Genomic DNA, 19,009 nt, shown 5'->3' with positions numbered 1-19,009 from the left:
TTTTGCTAACGGTTCAATCCAGTGGCACTAAATAATGGGTTTAAGCTAAAACCAATGCTTAGGCGATGAACGCGGTTGTCGTAATCAATCATGCTTTCACCGTAGCCATAGTAATACTGCACGTGGGCTCGCAAATTGTTAAACGTGGGCCAGCTATAGTCGATCTGAGTACCATGATGCCCTGCGCTGGGGTTGCCTCGCCATTGGCCACTGATTTCATGATTGTTCTCAAGCCGCTTAGCAAGCCGAATATCGCCGTAACCCATATACCGCTCGATATCAGGATTATCGTCATCGCTTTCTGATTCTGGCACACGCCAATGGGGAGCTAATGTCAACGCCCAATCGCCGCGCTGAAAAATGCTTTCCAAATAGACGCGATTCCAGCTTCGCGAAAGTGGGTCAGAGCGACCGTTGGACTGATGGTTAAAGGACACTCGATTGCGCGTATTGACCCATCCTAAAGCGCTCCAGGCATTATCGAAGTCGATAAATATTTCGGGCTCGTAGTTGGTTTCCCGAAACGGTGAAGAGGCATCGGTATTGTATGCCTGCCACCAGCTGCGCTGGGTATAGCCGAAGTAGACATCTCCCACACGACCGAAAATATCTTCCGCTAAATTTACCTTAACGCTGAGCTGAAACTTGACTTCGTTACTATCAGGCCCGGCATCAGTGGTGACATTGCGAAAATTCTCATTGTTTTGCTTGGCATTGTAACTAACCGGGAATAAGTAGTTAGTGCGATGCGTGGTAATAGAGAAGGGATTTCGAGTGGACTCTTGCTCCAATTGACGGCGTTCAATGAGATCCTCACGCGCCTGTTCCACAGGCAGCGTTTCATCAGCCACATCGGCTGATGACTCATCAGACGCGTGCATTTGCTGCAACTGCTGGTTAAGTTGATAGCGCTCATTATCAAGCGCACGGATACGTGCTTCAATTTCTTCTTTCGATTCTGCTAATGCGGCGTTACCGAGCATTTCGGCGCTTAGCAATACCGTTAGACCGACCAACATCAGTTTTCGGATGACCATCTAGGTGGCTCGCAAATAGGGGAGAACAATTATCAAGGTTGTTTCTATACACGCGGAGGGTGTAAGTCAACTCCTCTTCATTGCGCTTATCCTTAGAACGCCTGACAATAGCAACTGTTTCCGTATCGGCGGGTTTTAATAATGTCTGTGAGGGCATGATTGACGTGGTGAGATTTGCTGGCAGTTGGCTAGTTAGAAGCCTGTTTTTGCTGTGGGTATTGATGGCTTGCGTTCATGTTCACGCGGCCGATTACCCCCCACTTGACCGGGTACCCCCCCAAAAAGAGCTGGCCGAAAGGCTCGCCGAATTAGATGCGGCTGAAGGCGAACTTACACCCCAACAAGGGCGTGATAAAGATGCACTCGCAGCTGCCTTGCAGGCCTATGAGCGATTAAGCGCGGTTGAAGAGCGGTTGTCGGCATTAACTCAGCGTGTCGAGCAGGCGCCAGAACAGCGGCAGCTCTTGGAGCGCCAACTCAATGACATTAACGATGATAGTCAGCAATTAAGCGTTACCGATTTAACCGACACGCCGCTTGATACGCTCGAAGCGCAGCAGACGGATGCTGTCGTAGAGCTACAACAGTTGCAGAGCCAACTGGCGGAAGTGAATTCGCAGCTTCTTTCTGCTCAAACCCTACCCGAGCGAGCTCAGCAGTCAATTTCTGAAGCGCTTCAGCGCATTGAAGTCTTACGTCGCCAGCACGATGAGCGGGAAGCGCTCCTGGCTGACCGGCAGCTTTCTCCTCTGAACGATGCTCAACTGATCCAGCTACGCCTAGAGCGCGCCTTAGCGGAGCGAGAGGTCACTTATAATCAGCGCGAGTTAAGCGCCAATAGCCGGTTACGTGAGCTGGCGCAGCAGCGGCGTGATCTGCTTTCAATGCAGATCGACCGTCAGGAGCAGCGCTTAAATTTACTACAGGGAGCGATTGATCGGCAGCGCCGTCTGCAGTCGGAACAGGCGATCGCCGATGCCGCCAGGGATGATCCTTTAATTGCCGAAGGGCATCCCGTTGTCTTACGTGCCCAGCAAATTAACCAAGAGCTTAGCTTGGAGCTGCTGCGTGCGACGGATCGTTCCAACAGCATTGTGCGTGAGAATATCGAAGCGCAGCGTCAGTTGGATCATGTGCGTCAGCTGCAGCGCAGTCTTAACGAGCAAATCGATGCTATCCGTGGCAGCCAGTTACTCTCACGGATTCTGCGTGAGCAGCGTCAATCATTGCCATCGATTGTGCCGCGTCGTGATCTTCAGGACGAAATTGCCGACCTGCGACTAAAGCAGTTTGACTTGATTCGCCAGCGCGACCAGTTACGCCAAGGCGAGCGGCTGGCGACCCAGCGCCTGGAAGAGGCTGGACTTGAGGTGACCCCCGGCTTGGTCAGTTCGCTTTCACGGCTTTACCAGTCGCGCCGTGAGCTGGTTGAACAATTAGAGCAATCTTATGGCAGCCTGCTAAGTGCTGCCATTGAGCTGCAGCTTAATCAGCAACAGCTATTGACCACTACCCGAGAGCTGCGTACGACCATCGATGAGCAGTTGTTTTGGGTGGCTAACAGCCGACCGCTGGATCTGAATTGGATGCGCCAACTGCCCCACAACGCGCGCCAGGAGTGGCGAGAAGGCGAGTGGCGAGCCATTTTGCCCAGTCACTGGAAGGGCGTTTCCTGGGAGGTGCTCAGCGGTGCCCCTCTGGTACTGGTAAGCCTGTTATTAGTGGGTTTGCGGCGGCGTATCAAGGCAGGTCTTGCTGCCATTCATTCACAGATTGGTCGCTTAAAAAGCGATACCCAACTGCATACCCCAAAAGCGGTGCTCTTAAACGCGCTGCTCGCGATCCCCGGGCCGCTAGCGCTGGCGGGCGTAGGACTAGGACTTAGCGCAACCCAGGGCGCATTGGCCCATAGCGTTTCACCAGCGTTGCTGCAATTGGCCTTAAGCTGGGCCGTGGTGGCGTGGGGGCGCAGGTTATTAGTGGCTGACGGCGTGGCCGAACGACATTTTACCTGGTCGGCTCATTACAATGCTCGGCTGCGCGAACTGCTGCGTGGGCTAGGGTTAGCATTAGTGCCAGTGGTGGCCATTGCGGCCATGTCAGAACAGATGGAAACCCCATTGGCGATGCGGCCTGTCGCCATGGCGCTGATTACGGTAGGGCTTCTGGCCATGAGCTGGTGGCTAGCCCAGCTGATTTTGTCGCATATACCGTTTTTTGGCGTTCGTCTGTTTCGATTGATGCTGGGGCTTGCCATGGCATCCATACCGCTCGTGTTACTGGGGCTGATGGTATGGGGGTATGAATATACGGCGCTACGCCTGGTGGGCCGCTTTGCCATTACGCTGTACCTGCTGGGGCTATGGATTGTGGTCGAGGCAACGGTGGTGCGCAGCTTGGCCGTTGCCGCCAGGCGGCTTGCCTATCGACGCGCTCTGGCTCGCCGCCGGGCGCAGGTGCAGGAGGGGGCTGAAGGTGGGCTTGAAGTAGTGGAAGAGCCACCGCTGGATATGGAGAAAATCAACAGCCAGTCGCTGCGCCTTTCCAAACTGATTCTGCTGATTGGTTTCAGCGCACTTTTGTACCTGGTGTGGGCAGACCTGTTATCCGTGCTGGGTTATCTGGATCACGTCTCGCTATGGGATGCCGAAGAGGGCGATTTGGTCGGCGATACGCTGTCGATTTCCGATGTGTTTACGGCACTCTTGATTGTGGCCATTACTATTATCATGGCGGGCAACCTGCCGGGACTTTTGGAGGTCATGGTGCTATCTCGCCTGGCGTTAAAGCAGGGTAGCGCCTACGCCATAAGCTCGCTGCTTTCCTATGCAATTGTAGGCACGGGCATTGTGATGGCGCTGGCGACGCTAGGCGTGTCGTGGGATAAACTGCAGTGGCTGGTGGCGGCGCTCAGCGTGGGCTTGGGGTTTGGCTTGCAGGAAATTTTTGCCAACTTCATTTCAGGTTTGATTATTCTTTTCGAGCGCCCTATTCGAATTGGCGACACGATTACGCTTGGCAACCTGCACGGTACCGTAAGCCGTATTCGGATACGCGCCACCACGGTTACAGACTTTGATCGTAAAGAGATCATTATCCCCAATAAGACCTTTGTCACCGATCAGCTGATCAACTGGTCGCTTTCCGATAACATCACTCGGGTGGTGTTGACCTACGGCGTTGCTCACGGCTCTGATTTAGACAAAGTGCATCGACTTTTGCGCCAGGCGGCTGACGAGAACGAGCGGGTGCTGGCTGACCCGGAACCCCAGGTTTTCTGCTTAAGCTATGGCAACCACAGCCTCAATTTTGAGCTGCGCATCTTTGTTAATGACCTGGTGGATCGCTTGTTTGCGGCGGATGAAGTGAACTGCCGGGTGGATCAGCTGTTCCGGGAGGCAGACGTTCGAGTCGCTTTCGAGCAGATGGATGTCTGGCTGCACCGTGACAAGGGGGAAGCCGCCAAGGTGCAGTCGATAAAGCGGCTGCCGCCCGCCACGCTTAGCTAGCCTTGTTTGATGGCGTGAAGAAGAAACTCCCGATTGCCGTCTCCACCGGTGATCGGGCTTTCCTGCCAGTGCTGTACGGCTAACCCGCAGGCGCTGCACGCCGTACGAATTTTCTCCTCAACAACCTTGTAGTCAGCCGCTCGACGAACCACTCCGCGCTTATCAAGCGCTCCTGGGGTTAATTCAAACTGCGGCTTGACCAGGGAAATAAGCTCACCGCCAGGCGGCAGCAGCGCAGCGATTTCAGGCAGGATCAGGGTTTGTGAAATAAACGAAACGTCCATCACCGCGATATCAAGCGGGAGTGTCGCGATAGCTTCTTGGAGCGCTGGGGATGTGCTCATATGCCTGGCATTGAGGCCTTCCAGGCACGTCACCCGCGGGTCTGTGCGAAGTGAATCGACAAGCTGCCCGTGGCCTACTTCAATCCCTATCACCTGACGTGCGCCATAGTGCAGCGCGCAATCGGTAAAGCCCCCTGTTGACTGGCCAACGTCCAGCACGACTAACCCATCAAGGCGTTTATTTAAAACGTTCAGTACGCTTTCAAGCTTTAAACCGGCGCGCGAGACGTAGCGCTCTTCCGGGTCATCATCGACCTGTAAGCGCGTCTCTATCGGCCATTTTTCTGAAGGTTTGATCAGCGCATGCGGGTGCGCCTCAAGGCGAACACGGCCATGGCGAATAAGTCGCTGGGCACGGGTACGCGAACTGGCAAGCCCCTGGCTAACCAGCAGTTGATCGAGTCGTAACATAGAAGACATGGGTTAATTAAGCGCGGTTATGGCTGATTAATTGACGAGTGGGCGCCTTCATTGGCCTGTAGCTCGGTGTCTGGCAAACGAGCGCCCCCCCAGCTGCGATATAGATACTGTTTGACGTCTTCAAGCTCTTCATCGGCTACCGTTGCCAGCTCACCGTGCTCCAGAGGATCAAAGTGATAGATATATAGCCGCGAGGTAAACTGATCAAAGGGCAGAGACGCCTCGCCAAAGCGCTCACCGTGACCGGCAGTGCTCACAACGACGCCATCTCCCCAATCCTGACCGCTGTCATTATTGGGGTTATAGAAATACAGGCGCATTATATCCGATGGATCAAGCGATGCGCGCAGTATTGTGATGGCATGCCAGCCAATGAAGCGGGCGGCGCTATCGGTAATCGCAATACCCGCCGGTTGAGGGTGGATAAGGGGCTGATTGCCATTGTAGAAAGGATGATAGCAGGCATAGAAATGGCGTATAAAAGAATCAATATTCGTCAGTTGCCCTGTGGCAACGTCAACATTGATGCAAAATCCGCGGCCTGACCACCAGCCATGAAACTCAGGGTTCACCCAGCGGTGGGGGTCACCTTCACGGCCAATACAGCGCCTGCCCATTTCCGCATAAATGCGGTCAAGCTGGGGCACCACAATCAGCGAAACGGGGTCTAGATCTATCGGGAGCTCTGTCGCCACCCCCGACTGGCTCTCTTTAGAGGAGATCGGCTGCCCCTCAAAATGTACGATGATTTCATCATCGCGCGCCGCCCAGGCCACCATTTGCAGCAAGTAGTCCGGGTCGTTATACGCCCACATGGAAAGCGCCCTGGCCGACTGACAGGTAGGATTATTGCCCTGGCCTACCCCTAAAGGGAGTCCCAGCATGCATAAAACCCCTTCAAGTAAGCGCGCCCGGGGCGTGGTGAGTTCACCGTAGGCAAGATTTAGACGTGCCTGAGTCCAGTCGGAAAGCGGCAAATTCAGCTGGCGCCACATGGCGGGTGCCACTGGCGGCTGATACAGAATGCCCCGTTCAAGCAGCAGCGCCAAGCCATAGACTGCCTGCGCGGTGGCCGGATAAATGGCGCTACGGATCAGTGCATGAACCAGTTCGCGATAACACAGTAGGCAGTCGCGCCCGGTCGAGGATAGGCCCATCGCTTCGGTGAGTAGATAATCGCCCTCTTCAAGTAGGTGGCGCATTAACACGGCGTGGTAGGGGGACACCAGCCCGGTATCGTGCATGGCGCGGGCGAACCCCGTGGCCTCGGCTTGTAAAGCCGAAGTGTCCATCCGTTCAAGGCGCTCACGATAGATGTCCACGCCTGGGTCTTCACGACAGGCCTGGGTAGGGCCGAAGAGTGAGCTTACTAAGCGATCAGCGCCTTGTCCGCTTGCCCCCAAATCAATATCCGGATTTGCCTGGCATAGCGCAATCTGGGTAATCATCTGCTTGATAGCGTCTACCTGAATAGGTCGCTGCTTCAAGATTCGCCAGATTTCATCGATCAATTGATCAATTACATGCTCATAGCCAATACGTTCGGCAAGATGGCTAAATAGCTGTCGAGTAATCGTCGAGAGCCGCCCTTGAGTTTCCCGCTCGGCTTCACTGGGCGTACCAAATAGCAGCCAGAGATTAATCGCCATGACCTGCGTCAGATAGTGGCGCGCCTGCTCCTGAGAGAGCAGTGAATGCTGATAGCCCCCTTTGGCCACAGCAAGCAAACGTAATTCGCTTAATGCCTCAATAACCACTACGTTGGCGTCGGCACTCTTCAGCGAGAACGTCGTGAGCGTAGGCACTAGATATTGAGGCGTTTCCCAGTCTGAACCTGCAAAAACGCCCGAAGCTTCAATGGCTGCCGCACGCGTTTCAAGCGCTGCACAGCCGCCGGGCTGTAATAACACCCGGCGGGCGGTGTCCAGTACTCGGGGAAGCTTTCCGGGCTTGGAAAAAGCGGGTGCGTCGGCTAGTAGCGCCACCGCTTCGTCTAGTTTGTGCAGCAGCTCGTCAAGCTTGCCGGCGTTTGAAAGCGACTCGATATGAGGCGTCACAATGACTCCTTGTCCCGGTAATAGCTGGGATTATACATAGAAGTCGAGGTCTTCCTGACGTTTAAGGAGATCGCGCATGGTATGTGCGTCATCGCCCTTGAAGTAAATCAGCCCCCAGTGGGTACCAAAAGCGGTGCGCTTAGTAACCGTTTCTTCAACCGGCGAGGTCAGCTCATGAGACTCAAAGTAAGCGTGATCTTCGGTCTCTTCCGGGATTTCAAGGCGGCTGACAACGCGACGTCGCGGGTAAACGCCGAAACAACCGGCAAACCCGTTGGCATCGACCACCTCCTTGGGAAAGAACGCGGTGATTTCGTCGGGCGTGCTTTTTGGATCAAACACCAGCATGGACGCTTGATAGGCGTTAAACCCGTAAACACGTTCCAGCAGCTCAAATACTTTAAAGCCAGGCGGACGATAGGCGACTTCGCCAAAGTACATTTCGCCGTCGCTTGTAACGAAGTATTCGGGATGAATCAAGCCAAATTCAATATCGAAGGCCTTAATCAGCTTTTCAATCTGAGTCGTAATCTGATCACGGTATTTTTCAAGCTCGGGGGAGGCGGGCACAAACACGGAATAGCCTAGTGTTACGTATTCCGAAATATTCAAAAAGGCGATTTTGCCGTTATGAATCCACGCTTCAACCGCAAATTCCCATCCATCCAGGTGGGACTCCATCAACACCGGAAATTCCTCTTCAGGAATGGCATCAATCTCGTCAGGGGTGCGAATCACACGGTGCCCAAGGCAGCCCGCTTTATCAAACGCTTTAAGGTGAATAGGATCATTTGGATCGCCATCGAGCTTAAGCAGCGTCTGGTTGACGCGTTTCAAAAAACGTACAACGTCTTCTTTATCATGCGCTTCTTCAAAAATCCCCACGCGGATGCCACCCAGCTGGGCGCGCCGTTTCATCAAAGCTTTATCGCGCAGCAGCAGTGACTGGCCATAAAGGCGTGGATTATCAAGCAGAACGGAATTGATGGCGCCAGCCCATTCAACCGTTTCTTCAAACAGCGGAATCGCGACGTCTACGCCTTTTTCTTTAAGCGTTTCGGCAATTTCTAAAGAGCGGTCATTGAGGCGTTCGAAATTCCAGGCGACATGGGGTATTTCATGTTGCTGGCAATACTCCTCAGCCCAGTCAGGAGCCACCACGATATAGCGTCGGTCAAATTTTTCTGCTGCTTCGATGGCGTTTAGGCTCCAGCCAAGCAGTGCGATATAACCTTTATTTGGATCCTTCTGCATAATCGTTACTCCTGTAGGGGGGGGTATGCCTTTCTTCTTCCTTCTCTTCTTCCTTCTATTCACCCTACACGATGCCTGTCATATCGGCTAATTAGCACTTCGTTAAGTGGGCGGTTAGCGCTTATTAACGCTTTAAGACACGTGATCTAAGGCTCTACTGGTTGGGTTATGGTACGCTAAGGCCGGAAAATTTTACGTTCAAATGGCAAGAGGGATAGGCCAAGATGGCGGCCAAGCCGATTTATAGGGTGGTGGTTCACCAACAGGGTGAAATTTGGGATTTATACGTCCGCGAGATATTTCAAAGCGAACTCTGGGGCTTTATTGAAGTCGAGGAGTTTGTCTTTGACGATGCGTCACGGGTAGTCGTTGATCCTGCAACCGAAAAATTGCAGCGAACCTTCGAGGGCGTCAAGCGTAGTTACCTGCCTTTAAATGCGATTGTGCGTATTGATGAGGTGGAGCGCGAAGGACCTTTGAAGGCAGTTAAAAGCGATGCCCGCGTTGCTGAGTTTCCTCGTCCCTTTCCTCTACCGCCGCGTAGCGAAGGGTAAGCGCCCAAGACAAGCGCGACGCTGTTAGCGCTGGTGGCTTCGTCCGCCATGCAGCGTTTTTTTAATCAGGACATGACGTCATGCAAGCAGATAAATTTCGTTTCTCATGTGTTGCAGCCGCTGCCAGCGTGCTGCTAAGTGTGGCCAGTACACAGGCAATTGCACAAACCGATAATCAGGCCTGGGTAAGCGATGCGTTAAGCACTTATGTACGCAGCGGCCCCACTGATGGATATCGTATTATCGGTACACTCAATGCGGGTGAGCAGGTAGAGGTACTGGAAGAAAGCGGTAATTACACGCGTGTGCGGGGTGGCAGCGGTGATACGGTATGGGTGCTGACTGATGAGCTTCAGGAAACCCCTAGCGCACGCGAGCAATTACCGGTTCTGCAAGACCGTGTCGATGAACTTACGGCTGAGCTTGCGGGGATCAACGATACCTGGGAGCAGCGTACTTCCTCCATGACCGAAACGCTGGAAATACGTGAACAGCGGATCAGCGATCTTGAAGCGCGCAACAATGAGCTGGATAGCGAAACCGAGCAGTCGCGCCAGCAGGTGCGTGCTTTACAGGCGCGTCTGGACACTCAGGAAGAAGACCTGCTGATGCGCTATTTCATGTATGGCGGTGGCGTGGCGGGTGCTGGCCTGCTCGTGGGGCTTATCGTGCCGCACTTGCCGCGTCGGCGTAAAAAGCGTGATCGCTGGTTCTAAGCTTGCCGCTGTTTCAGAGCCTGTAAAAAAGTGAAGGTGATCTCAATGAGTACTTCCTGGCGACAGCGTTGGCAAGAAGGCCGAATTGGTTTTCACTTGGATCAGCCGCACCCGGCGCTAGTTCACTACTGGCCCACGCTTGAGGTCGAGTCCGGCACGAAAGTGCTAGTTCCCTTATGCGGCAAAAGCCTGGATATGCGCTGGTTGGCGGAAGCTGGGCACCCCGTATTAGGAATTGAGCTGGCGCCGGAGGCGATTGAGCAGTTTCTGGCCCAGCGCTCGATTGGCGTATCACGCTACGCTCAAGCGGGGTTTGAAATCTCGCGCCAGGGGAGTGTGGAGCTTTGGTGCGGAGATTTTTTTCATCTCCACATACAGCAGGCAGCGGAGGTAGGTGCGTTTTATGATCGCGCCTCGCTCATCGCATTGCCGCCGGCAACGCGAGAACGCTATGCGTTTCACCTGGCTCAATTAGTTCCACCTGGTGCCAAAGGCTTGCTGGTCAGCATAACTCATCAGGATGATGAAGCAGGCCCGCCGTATAGCGTGCCCGGCGACGAAATAGCCCAGCTGTTTACGCCGAATTTTCGTGTAACGCTGTTAGAGAAGGGTAGCCCCGATGAGCGGGGCCGTACTGAATCGGTATGGTCGCTTAAGCGGCGCGGGCCACCGCTGTAGTGTGCCCCACGCTGCGTTAGCGGTCTTAACGGGCAAGCAGGCGGCCAAGTTCGGGGTCGTTGAATGCCCGGTTCAGGCCGTCGCTCAAAAGGTCATTGAGCATACGGGTGTTGGTGTCTTCACCCGGCTTGACTGCGTAGCCTTGAGTGCGGCGTGAGGTATAGGTGCCGGTGTACGTCGTGCCTTTATTTTTGGCAATCGCGCGGAAAACACCTTCAAGGCGGGCCTCGTCCACTAACGGCTGGCCGCTGTCACCACGTCCGTAATGCAAACTGGCAAGCTCAAGCGTCAGCGTAGGGCGGCCCTGGGCCTGCTCTGTTGTGGGGTTAAAGCCCATTTCGCGAACCGCACGCTCGGCTTCCGCCTGCAGTTGGGGAATCAGCTCGTGGCTGTTAACCGTGATTTGCGCGGTTGACATATTGCCACCCGCCCGCGTACCGATCACTTCACTTTCCCGGCCATCGACGGCAACAACTGTTACCTGCTGGCCTGATCCGGTTTGCGGTACGTTGCCACTGCGCTCTGGGCTAAGCTGAAGATATTGGGGGCTTGCACAGCCCGCTAACCAAACGCCTGCCAAAAGCACACCTGAAAGACGTAAAAACTGGCGCCGAAGCATATTTTTCTCCGCTATTACGGTTTGTTTCAAGAAGGTGTCTTTGAGAACGTGTCTTAAAAACTGCCTTTGAGTTTCTCTATACAAACTATGCCGTTGTTACGCCTTAAATACCAGCAAGATACCGTCAGCACTCATGAGTTTATGCTGATAAAGGTTGATGCTGGAATGACGTTTTAAACTACCCGTGACCGTTCTGCAGCCAGTGCTTCATCCTTAAAGCGGTGCCACTGGCGAGGGTAGGCATAGAGATGCTGCCCGCGGCGCATTTGAAGGCGCTCAAAATCAGCATGGCGCACGGTGGCAAGCCAAGGCTTGGCTAACCAGTCCGCCTCCAGTTCGACGCGCACTTCTGCACCCACTGGTGAAATGGCGGTGACCACTACCGGTAAATGGCAGGTGTCGCTTGGCTGCTCAGCCAGACGTACTTCATGCGGACGCAGCAGCAGCTCTTCGGTGCCATTCGGCAGGTCAACGTGTAAATAGGCATCGCCACAGGTTAAAACGGCGTTATTAACGTTGCCTTCCAAGTGGTTTACATCGCCTAGAAACTCAAACACAAAGCGGTTTTTGGGCGAATGATAAAGCGTATCGGGGGCGTCAATTTGCTCGATACGCCCGTTACTCATCACCACGACACGGTCGGAAAGCTCCAGAGCCTCTTCCTGATCGTGGGTGACAAACACGCTGGTAAAGTTAAGCTCGCTATGCAGGCGGCGAAGCCAGCGGCGCAGGTCTTGACGGACTTTTGCATCAAGCGCACCAAACGGTTCATCAAGCAGCAGGACATCTGGTTTTACCGCTAGTGCACGGGCCAGTGAAACCCGCTGCTGCTGGCCGCCCGAAAGCTGTGCTGGGTAGCGCTTGGCCAAGTGCTCAAGCTGGACCATTTCCAGCAGGCGAAAAACGCGAGCGCGAATCTCACCGCTTGAAGGGCGCTCTTTTTTGGCCATTACCGTCAGGCCAAACGCGACGTTGTCATACACGCTCATATGACGGAAAAGTGCGTAGTGCTGAAATACGAAGCCAATTCGCCGGTCACGCACGTGCACGTTGCTGACATCGCGGTCGCCGAACAGGATCCTGCCCGGTTCGGGCGAGCGGTCGGCGTTTTCAAGCCCCGCAATAATGCGTAGCAGGGTAGTTTTGCCCGAGCCTGAGGGTCCCAATAAGCCCACCAGTTCGCCTTCATGGATATCCAGATTGACAGGCTCAAGGGCCAGTGTTTTGCCAAAATGCTTTGCAATATTCTGTAAGCGAATGCTCATAAGAGCGCCTCCCGACGCGATGCGCGCCATTCCAAGCTTGCCTTGGCCGCCAGGGTAAGTAGAGCGATCAGGGCCAGCAACGCGGCACAGGCAAAGGCGCCCACCGCGTTGTAATCCTGGTAAAGCTGTTCAAGGTGAAGGGGCAGCGTATTGGTTTGACCACGGATCGCGCCTGACACCACCGATACTGCGCCAAACTCACCCACCGCCCGGGCGTTGGTTAAAATGACCCCGTAAAGCAGCGCCCAGCGGATGTTGGGTAGCGTGACTCGCCAAAAGGTTATCCAGCCTTTCGCGCCCAGCGTAGCCGCGGCCTCTTCCTCGCGCGAGCCTTGTGCCTGCATCAGGGGAATAAGCTCGCGGGCAACAAATGGGCAGGTCACAAACACGGTGACCATCAAAATACCCGGCCAGGCAAACATCAGTTGAATATCATGACCATCCAGCCAACTGCCTATCCAGCCATTGCGCCCGTAAAGCAGCAGATAAATAAGCCCTGCCACTACCGGTGAAACTGCAAACGGGATATCGATCAGGGTTTGCAGAATTCGCCTGCCCGGGAAGCTGAAGCGAGTGACCAGCCATGCCAGAGCAACGCCAAATATCAAACAGATAGGAATGGTAAGCAGGGCAATCCCGAGCGTTAAACCAATCGCATGCAGGGTGAAGTAATTGCTGACGTTAGACCAGAAAACCGCCATGCCCTGTGAAAACGCCTGAGCGAAGATAGCCACCAGTGGCAAAAGAAGAAACAGCGCCGACAGTACTAACGCCGCGCTAATCAGCAGGCGTTTAACGGCCGGTGCATCACCGATTCGACGCATTAGCCTTTACCTCCGTGCAAGCGGCGGACAAAGCGGCCCTGCCAGACATTAATGGCAAGCAGTAGGGCAAGCGAAACGAACAGCACTACTGAAGCAATGGCAGACGCGCCCGCGTAGTCGTACTCCTGCAGCTTGACAAAAATCATCAAGGCGGTAATTTCAGTTTCGTAGGGCATATTGCCCGCGATAAAAATAATCGCGCCAAATTCGCCAAGCGAGCGCACAAAGGCAAGCCCCGTGCCGGTAACCAGGGCTGGCCACAAATGCGGCATGATGACCCGGCGAAAGGCGACCCCGTCGGTGGCACCTAGCGACATGGCGGCTTCATCGACTTCAGCAGGTAAATCCTCTAATACCGGCTGAACGGTGCGCACTACAAACGGAATGCTGGTGAACGCCATGGCAAGCGCAATACCCACCCAGGTGTAGGCGACCTGAAAGCCCAACGGCTCAAGCAGGCGTCCCATCCAGCCGCTGCCCGCATACAGGGTGGCGAGCGTAATACCTGCAACCGCCGTGGGTAGGGCAAAGGGCAGGTCCATCAGCGCATCAAGCAGGCGTTTGCCCGGAAACTCATAGCGAACCAGTACCCAGGCCAGCAGCAAGCCAAATACGGCATTGATCAAGGCGGCGACTGCTGCGGCACCGATGGTGACCATATAGCTTGCGACAATCCGCCCTTCGGTAATGATCGCCCAGTATTGGGCAAGGCTCAGCTTGGAGAGTTGGCCAAACAGCCCCGTAATAGGCAATAAAAGTACCAGCGAGATAAATAGCACGCTGATACCCATTGAAAGACCAAAACCCGGCAACACGCGAGTGTTGCCGGTTAGACGTAATGCTCGGCTCATAATGTTTTGTTAACGACGCTGCAATTGATCAAGAAGTGCACCACTTTCAAAGTGATTGGTCATCGCCTCATCCCAGCTACCAAATACGTCTTCAACGTTGAACAGTTCGGTTTCCGGAAACTCGTCGGCAAACTCTTCAACCACGGTTTCATCGTGAACGCGGTAGTTAAATCCTGCTAGCAGGCGCTGAGTGTCTTCCTGGTATAAAAACTCAAGGTAGCTCTGCGCAAGGTCGCTGTTGCCATTGCGCTCGGCATTCTCGCCAACCACGGCAACCGGAAATTCGGCAAGAATACTGATGGGCGGTACGATCACTTCGTAATCATCACTACCGTACTCGTTACGGATATTGTTAACTTCTGACTCGAAGCTGATCAGAACATCGCCGATACCACGTTCGATAAAGCTCGTGGTAGCGCCGCGACCGCCCGTGTCGAAGACCGAAACATTGGCCAGGAAAGTACGCATGAAGTCCTGAATCTGTTCATCATCGCCATCAAATTCCTGGTCAGCAAACCCCCAGGCAGCAAGATACGTATAACGACCGTTGCCTGACGTTTTAGGGTTCGGGAAAACAAGGCTGACGTCTTCTTTGGCCAGGTCGTCCCAGTTTTCGATGCCTTTGGGATTATCTTTGCGTACTAAAAAGGCGGTCGTCGAGTAGTAGGGCGAAGCGTTATTCTCAAATGCCTGCTGCCAGTCTTCTGCCACCAAGCCCGCATCTGCTAGCACCTGTACATCGGTTACCTGATTGAACGTGACTACGTCCGCCCGTAGCCCCTGCATGATGGCGCGTGCCTGTGCAGAAGAGCCGCCATGTGACTGGTTAATATTGATTTCTTCGCCATGCTCTTCTTGCCACCATGCCTGAAACTCAGGGTTGATAGCGCTGAACAGCTCACGGGCAATATCATAGGATGAGTTAAGCAGCTCACGTTCTTGCGCCATGGCGGGGCTGGCAATGCTGGCGCCCAATGCAATGGCAAGCAGGCTGCGGCGAAACAGTACAGGTAACGTCATGACAAGCTCCTAAAGGCGGTTGGCGATTCAAATGGCAATGGGCATAAGATAAGCCTGACATTATGGAATTACAATATCGGTTTTATATTCTTTTTGGAAATAACGCCGCGTCAAAACACACGTGATATATCTTTCAAAGCGCTAACGTTAGCGCTTAACCTTTGGGCACAACAAAACAGCGCCTGTTTTTTTGATGCGCTCTGTTAAAATGCGCGCTTTGCAAAGGGCGTCACCAGGTTTGTACCTGCACAAGCCAGTTAGCCCTTTTCCCATGATTAAAATGGTTAATCAGGAGTGCCCCATGAGCGTTAAGCATGATTATTTAATTGCCCCCTCAATTCTTTCGGCTGATTTTGCCCGCTTGGGGGAAGAGGTGGATAACGTGCTGGCCGCCGGGGCTGACGTTGTTCATTTTGATGTCATGGACAACCACTACGTGCCTAACCTGACGATCGGGCCGATGGTATGCAAGGCGCTGCGCAACCATGGAGTGACCGCACCCATTGATGTGCATTTGATGGTCAAACCGGTGGATCGCATGATCAGTGATTTTATCGAGGCCGGGGCCAGCTACATTACCTTTCATCCTGAGGCTTCTGAACATATCGACCGTTCGCTTCAGTTGATTCGCGATGGCGGCTGTAAGGCGGGGCTAGTATTTAACCCGGCGACCTCGCTCTCTTATCTGGACTATGTCATGGACAAGATCGACATGGTGCTGTTGATGAGCGTCAACCCCGGGTTTGGCGGACAGTCGTTTATTCCCGCCACGCTCGATAAGCTGCGTGAGGCACGGGCGCGTATTGATGCTTCAAACAGGTCAATCCGGTTGGAAATCGATGGCGGTGTAAAGGTGGACAATATTGCCGAGATCGCCGCTGCCGGCGCGGATACTTTCGTTGCCGGCTCGGCGATCTTCAATGCCCGTCAAGAGAGCGACCCGCACGACTTTGATTCGGTAATGCGCTCGCTGCGTGATGCGTTGGCGAATCGCTGATCATCCACGATCAATGTAGTTTCATTCTGGGTTTCAAGTAGCGGTTCAACTTGTCCACCACCCAGGTGAGCCCAGTTCTGGGCACGCCATGGATCGAAACCTGGTGCATGCGGTAGAGCGAAGCGTAGGCGTTGCGCGCAAGCCAGCCTTCGAGGAAAAGCCCCCGGGAAGCGCCGCTGCGCATCAGGTTGCCGACGGCATCGTAACGGGCAAGCGATACCAGTGAACCTTTATTGCGAAACTTGAAAGGCTTGAGCGGCCTGCCTTCCAGAGCCTTGCCTAGATTGTCGGCCAGCACGCTGGCCTGCTGGCGCACCGCTTGTGCGGTCGGCGGCACCGTCGAGCCGTCTTCCTGAGGGCAGCTCGCGCAATCCCCCATGGCGAAGATGCTCGTATCATCCACGCTTTGCATGGTTTGCTCGACGCACACCTGGTTTTTCTTGTTCACCGAAAGCCCCAGGTCGGCAAGAAAATCCGGCGCCTTGATACCCGCGGCCCAGACGTTAAGATCGGTTTCGATCACCTCGCCATCCTTGGTCACCAACTGGTACTCCTGGGCCTCTTCGATGGCGGTTTCCACGTGAATGTTGACCCCCAGCTCGTCAAGCTCCTTGTGAACGGTCTGGCTGATACGTTCGGAAAGTGCGGGCAGAATACGCGGCGCCGCTTCGATCAAATGAACGCTGATCTGATTGTCGTCGACATCGGTCACGCCGTAGGCATTAAGCAGACGGGTGACATCCAGAAGCTCGGCGGCAAGCTCTACGCCAGTGGCGCCGGCGCCCACGATACCTACACTGAGGGTCGTGTGCTCTCTGAGCGTCGGGTCGGCATAGCGTAGGAAGGTGTTGATCATGTCGCGCTGAAAGGCCTTTGCCTGCAAAGGCGAATCAATAAAATGGCAATGCTCGGCAACGCCTTGCGTGCCGAAATCGTTCGACACGCTTCCCAGTGAAAGCACCAGGTAATCGTAGGCGAGGGTACGCTCGGGCAGCACCTCTTTGCCGTCTTCATCCACAATGGCAGCGAGGTTGAGCGTCTTGTTGTCGCGGTCAAGTCCAGCCAGAGAGCCGCGTTGGTAGCGGTAGCCATGCGTACTCGAGTGGCCGCGAAAGTCGACCTCATCCATGGTGGAGTTCAAGATGCCAGTGGCAAGTTCGTGCAGCAAGGGTTTCCATACGTGAGTGGCGCTGCGATCCAGCAAAACCACCTCCGCGCGCTTGCGCTTGCCCAGCGTATGGCCTAGCCGGGTCGCGAGGGCTAGGCCGCCCGCGCCGCCACCGACAATAACAATTCGAGGTATGCCCATTGGTTTCTCCTTGGCTTAGCTTGCTTGAGCATAGAAGCTTCCAGCGCATCTGACTAATGCATCAGCACTTTTACATCAGTAAGATGCTGAACTAACGGCCTAATGAATCATTGGCTGCCGCCTCGTGGTTAAACGCTTTTGCCAAACGCATCTTCAAGGAGTATGTACATGCATCCCATACTAAACGACAAGCGGCTAGTCGCCTTCGACCTGGACGGCACGCTGATCGACTCTGTGCCGGATCTTGCAGTCGCGGTGCAGCTGACATTAGGTAAGCTTGATTTACCTTTACCAACCGAGGAGCGGGTGCGCGATTGGGTCGGCAATGGCGCGCCGGTGCTGGTTGAGCGCGCCCTTACCTGGGCATTGGGACATCCGCCAGAGGAGAATTTTCAAGCACGCGCTCTTGATACGTTTATGGAATATTACGCCGCCGCGCCTAATGCATTAACGACGCTATATCCAGGCGTAAAACAAGCGCTGGAAGCGCTTCATCGTGCGGGCTTTACGTTTGCCCTGATTACCAATAAGCCTGAGCAGTTCATTAAGCCGATTCTTGAGCACTTTGGTTTGCTCGAGTGGTTTTCGCTGTGGGTCGGGGGAGACACGCTGGCCGAGAAAAAACCTTCGCCGTTGCCGCTTTTATATATTGCTAAGGCGTGTAATGTTGCCCCTAGCGAATGCCTGATGGTGGGTGATTCACGCCACGATATTGAAGCGGGCAAGGCCGCAGGCTTTGCAACGCTTGCCATGCCGTATGGTTATAACCATGGTGACCCAATTGAGCTTAGTCAGCCGGATGTTGTGCTTTCATCGCTGCTCGCGCTGTTGGAACCTGAAACTGAGCAGGCCTATGCCCAGTAGCGGTGTCGCTACTCAGGGCGCGCGCCGCCTAGCGCTTCATGGATGAGTTCGGTGTTATGACGCATCATGGCGGGGTAGTTATAGGCCGGTTTGTCCTGGCTGCTTAATGAATCAACATACAGCGGGCCTGCCAGCGCAATTCCCGTCTCTCGCGCCAAGGCATCCATATGGATGCAGTCGACAGTGCTCTCATAAAACAGCGCAGGTGGGCGGGTCGCATTTAAACGTTCACTCATTTTGGCCATGGCATCGGCGTTACCTTGAGTCTCGTTATTCATTCCCCAAATAGCGGCGTATTCAAAGCCGTAGGCGCGTGCAAAGTAGCCTAAGCCTGCCTCGCTGGTAAACAGAGAGCGGTTGGTATTGGGGACGCCGTCCAGGCGCTGCTCAATCATCTTGTCGAGCGTTTTTAATGCGTCATAGGTTTCTTCAGCGCGGGCATAAAACGCGTCGGCTTTTGCTGGGTAATGCTCTGCTAAGGTTTCAGCAATCACTTCGATATAGGCGGCAGCGCCTTGCGGGTCCATCCACATATGCGGGTCGACCGCACTGCTGTCCCATAAACATTAATAAATGAAAAAGCCTGGATCCAAGTGAGTAAAATGAGAGTGCGACCAAACACTCTACTCATAAAGGATTCAGGCTTTGTCTCATCATAACACCGCATTTCATCAGTTGCTCCAGCCGTTAT

17 protein-coding genes are annotated in these 19,009 nt (G+C 54.3%); 6 read left to right on the top strand and 11 right to left on the bottom strand.

Features of this window, described 5'->3' with window-relative positions; translation table 11 throughout:
• Positions 1–5 precede the first annotated feature (5 nt).
• The gene (locus tag INT33_RS10345; RefSeq protein WP_193091840.1) at positions 6–1,037 is read right to left on the bottom strand and encodes a phospholipase A; all 1,032 of its coding nucleotides are present in this window, start codon (positions 1,035–1,037) and stop codon (positions 6–8) included.
• Positions 1,038–1,192: 155 nt separating this feature from the next.
• Between INT33_RS10345 and mscK the strand changes: the two genes are divergently transcribed.
• Positions 1,193–4,546, top strand: a complete 3,354-nt coding sequence (gene mscK / locus INT33_RS10340; protein ID WP_193091839.1) for a mechanosensitive channel MscK — start codon at positions 1,193–1,195, stop codon at positions 4,544–4,546.
• On the opposite strand, the gene INT33_RS10335 is transcribed toward mscK, so the two are convergent.
• The 3 genes from INT33_RS10335 to INT33_RS10325 are packed head-to-tail and all read right to left on the bottom strand — an operon-like array spanning position 4,543 to position 8,621.
• Positions 4,543–5,301, bottom strand: a complete 759-nt coding sequence (locus INT33_RS10335) for a TlyA family RNA methyltransferase (RefSeq protein WP_193091860.1) — start codon at positions 5,299–5,301, stop codon at positions 4,543–4,545. The two genes, mscK and INT33_RS10335, sit on opposite strands and share 4 nt — an antisense overlap.
• A 26-nt stretch (positions 5,302–5,327) precedes the next feature.
• Positions 5,328–7,367 carry a hypothetical protein gene (locus INT33_RS10330; RefSeq protein ID WP_193091838.1) on the bottom strand — a complete coding sequence of 680 codons (2,040 nt, stop codon included), beginning with the start codon at positions 7,365–7,367 and terminating at the stop codon, positions 5,328–5,330.
• A gap of 30 nt (positions 7,368–7,397) precedes the next feature.
• A complete protein-coding gene (locus tag INT33_RS10325) occupies positions 7,398–8,621 on the bottom strand; it encodes an ATP-grasp domain-containing protein (protein WP_193091837.1) in 1,224 nt (407 codons plus the stop codon).
• 224 nt (positions 8,622–8,845) lie between these two features.
• Between INT33_RS10325 and INT33_RS10320 the strand changes: the two genes are divergently transcribed.
• From INT33_RS10320 to INT33_RS10310, 3 genes are all read left to right on the top strand, one after another.
• Positions 8,846–9,175 (top strand): DUF1820 family protein, encoded by a 330-nt coding sequence (locus tag INT33_RS10320; protein WP_018916745.1) that lies wholly within the window; start codon positions 8,846–8,848, stop codon positions 9,173–9,175.
• Positions 9,176–9,255: 80 nt separating this feature from the next.
• On the top strand, positions 9,256–9,891 hold the full coding sequence (locus INT33_RS10315) for a TIGR04211 family SH3 domain-containing protein (RefSeq protein WP_193091836.1): 636 nt from the start codon (positions 9,256–9,258) through the stop codon (positions 9,889–9,891).
• A gap of 45 nt (positions 9,892–9,936) precedes the next feature.
• Positions 9,937–10,569, top strand: a complete 633-nt coding sequence (locus tag INT33_RS10310) for a thiopurine S-methyltransferase (protein WP_192539219.1) — start codon at positions 9,937–9,939, stop codon at positions 10,567–10,569.
• Between the two features lie 25 nt (positions 10,570–10,594).
• Here the strand turns inward: INT33_RS10310 and INT33_RS10305 are convergent, their stop codons facing one another.
• The 5 genes from INT33_RS10305 to cysP form a co-directional block, all read right to left on the bottom strand.
• Positions 10,595–11,188, bottom strand: a complete 594-nt coding sequence (locus INT33_RS10305) for a YajG family lipoprotein (RefSeq protein ID WP_192539220.1) — start codon at positions 11,186–11,188, stop codon at positions 10,595–10,597.
• A 173-nt stretch (positions 11,189–11,361) separates the two neighbouring features.
• Complete coding sequence (locus INT33_RS10300) at positions 11,362–12,453, bottom strand: sulfate/molybdate ABC transporter ATP-binding protein (RefSeq protein WP_192539221.1); 1,092 nt, start codon at positions 12,451–12,453, stop codon at positions 11,362–11,364.
• Positions 12,450–13,277, bottom strand: coding sequence for a sulfate ABC transporter permease subunit CysW (cysW, locus tag INT33_RS10295; RefSeq protein WP_193091835.1), 828 nt, complete (start codon positions 13,275–13,277; stop codon positions 12,450–12,452). Before cysW ends, INT33_RS10300 begins: the two co-directional genes overlap by 4 nt.
• Positions 13,277–14,128: a sulfate ABC transporter permease subunit CysT gene (gene cysT / locus INT33_RS10290; RefSeq protein WP_193091834.1), complete on the bottom strand. Its 852-nt coding sequence runs from the start codon at positions 14,126–14,128 to the stop codon at positions 13,277–13,279. Before cysT ends, cysW begins: the two co-directional genes overlap by 1 nt.
• A 9-nt stretch (positions 14,129–14,137) precedes the next feature.
• Positions 14,138–15,148, bottom strand: a complete 1,011-nt coding sequence (cysP, locus tag INT33_RS10285; protein WP_192539224.1) for a thiosulfate ABC transporter substrate-binding protein CysP — start codon at positions 15,146–15,148, stop codon at positions 14,138–14,140.
• 301 nt (positions 15,149–15,449) lie between these two features.
• On the opposite strand from cysP, the gene rpe reads away from it, so the two are divergent.
• On the top strand, positions 15,450–16,145 hold the full coding sequence (gene rpe / locus INT33_RS10280; protein ID WP_192539225.1) for a ribulose-phosphate 3-epimerase: 696 nt from the start codon (positions 15,450–15,452) through the stop codon (positions 16,143–16,145).
• Between the two features lie 10 nt (positions 16,146–16,155).
• Here the strand turns inward: rpe and INT33_RS10275 are convergent, their stop codons facing one another.
• Positions 16,156–17,454, bottom strand: coding sequence for an NAD(P)/FAD-dependent oxidoreductase (locus tag INT33_RS10275; RefSeq protein WP_192539226.1), 1,299 nt, complete (start codon positions 17,452–17,454; stop codon positions 16,156–16,158).
• A 168-nt stretch (positions 17,455–17,622) separates the two neighbouring features.
• Between INT33_RS10275 and INT33_RS10270 the strand changes: the two genes are divergently transcribed.
• Positions 17,623–18,318, top strand: coding sequence for a phosphoglycolate phosphatase (locus INT33_RS10270; RefSeq protein WP_193091833.1), 696 nt, complete (start codon positions 17,623–17,625; stop codon positions 18,316–18,318).
• 8 nt (positions 18,319–18,326) lie between these two features.
• On the opposite strand, the gene INT33_RS10265 is transcribed toward INT33_RS10270, so the two are convergent.
• Positions 18,327–18,851, bottom strand: a complete 525-nt coding sequence (locus INT33_RS10265; RefSeq protein WP_264298935.1) for a metal ABC transporter solute-binding protein, Zn/Mn family — start codon at positions 18,849–18,851, stop codon at positions 18,327–18,329.
• Positions 18,852–19,009: the final 158 nt, after the last annotated feature.

The organism is Halomonas colorata, assembly GCF_014897985.1.
In the GTDB taxonomy this organism is placed as follows: domain Bacteria; phylum Pseudomonadota; class Gammaproteobacteria; order Pseudomonadales; family Halomonadaceae; genus Vreelandella; species Vreelandella colorata.
This window is presented reverse-complemented; position numbering and strand designations above follow the sequence as displayed.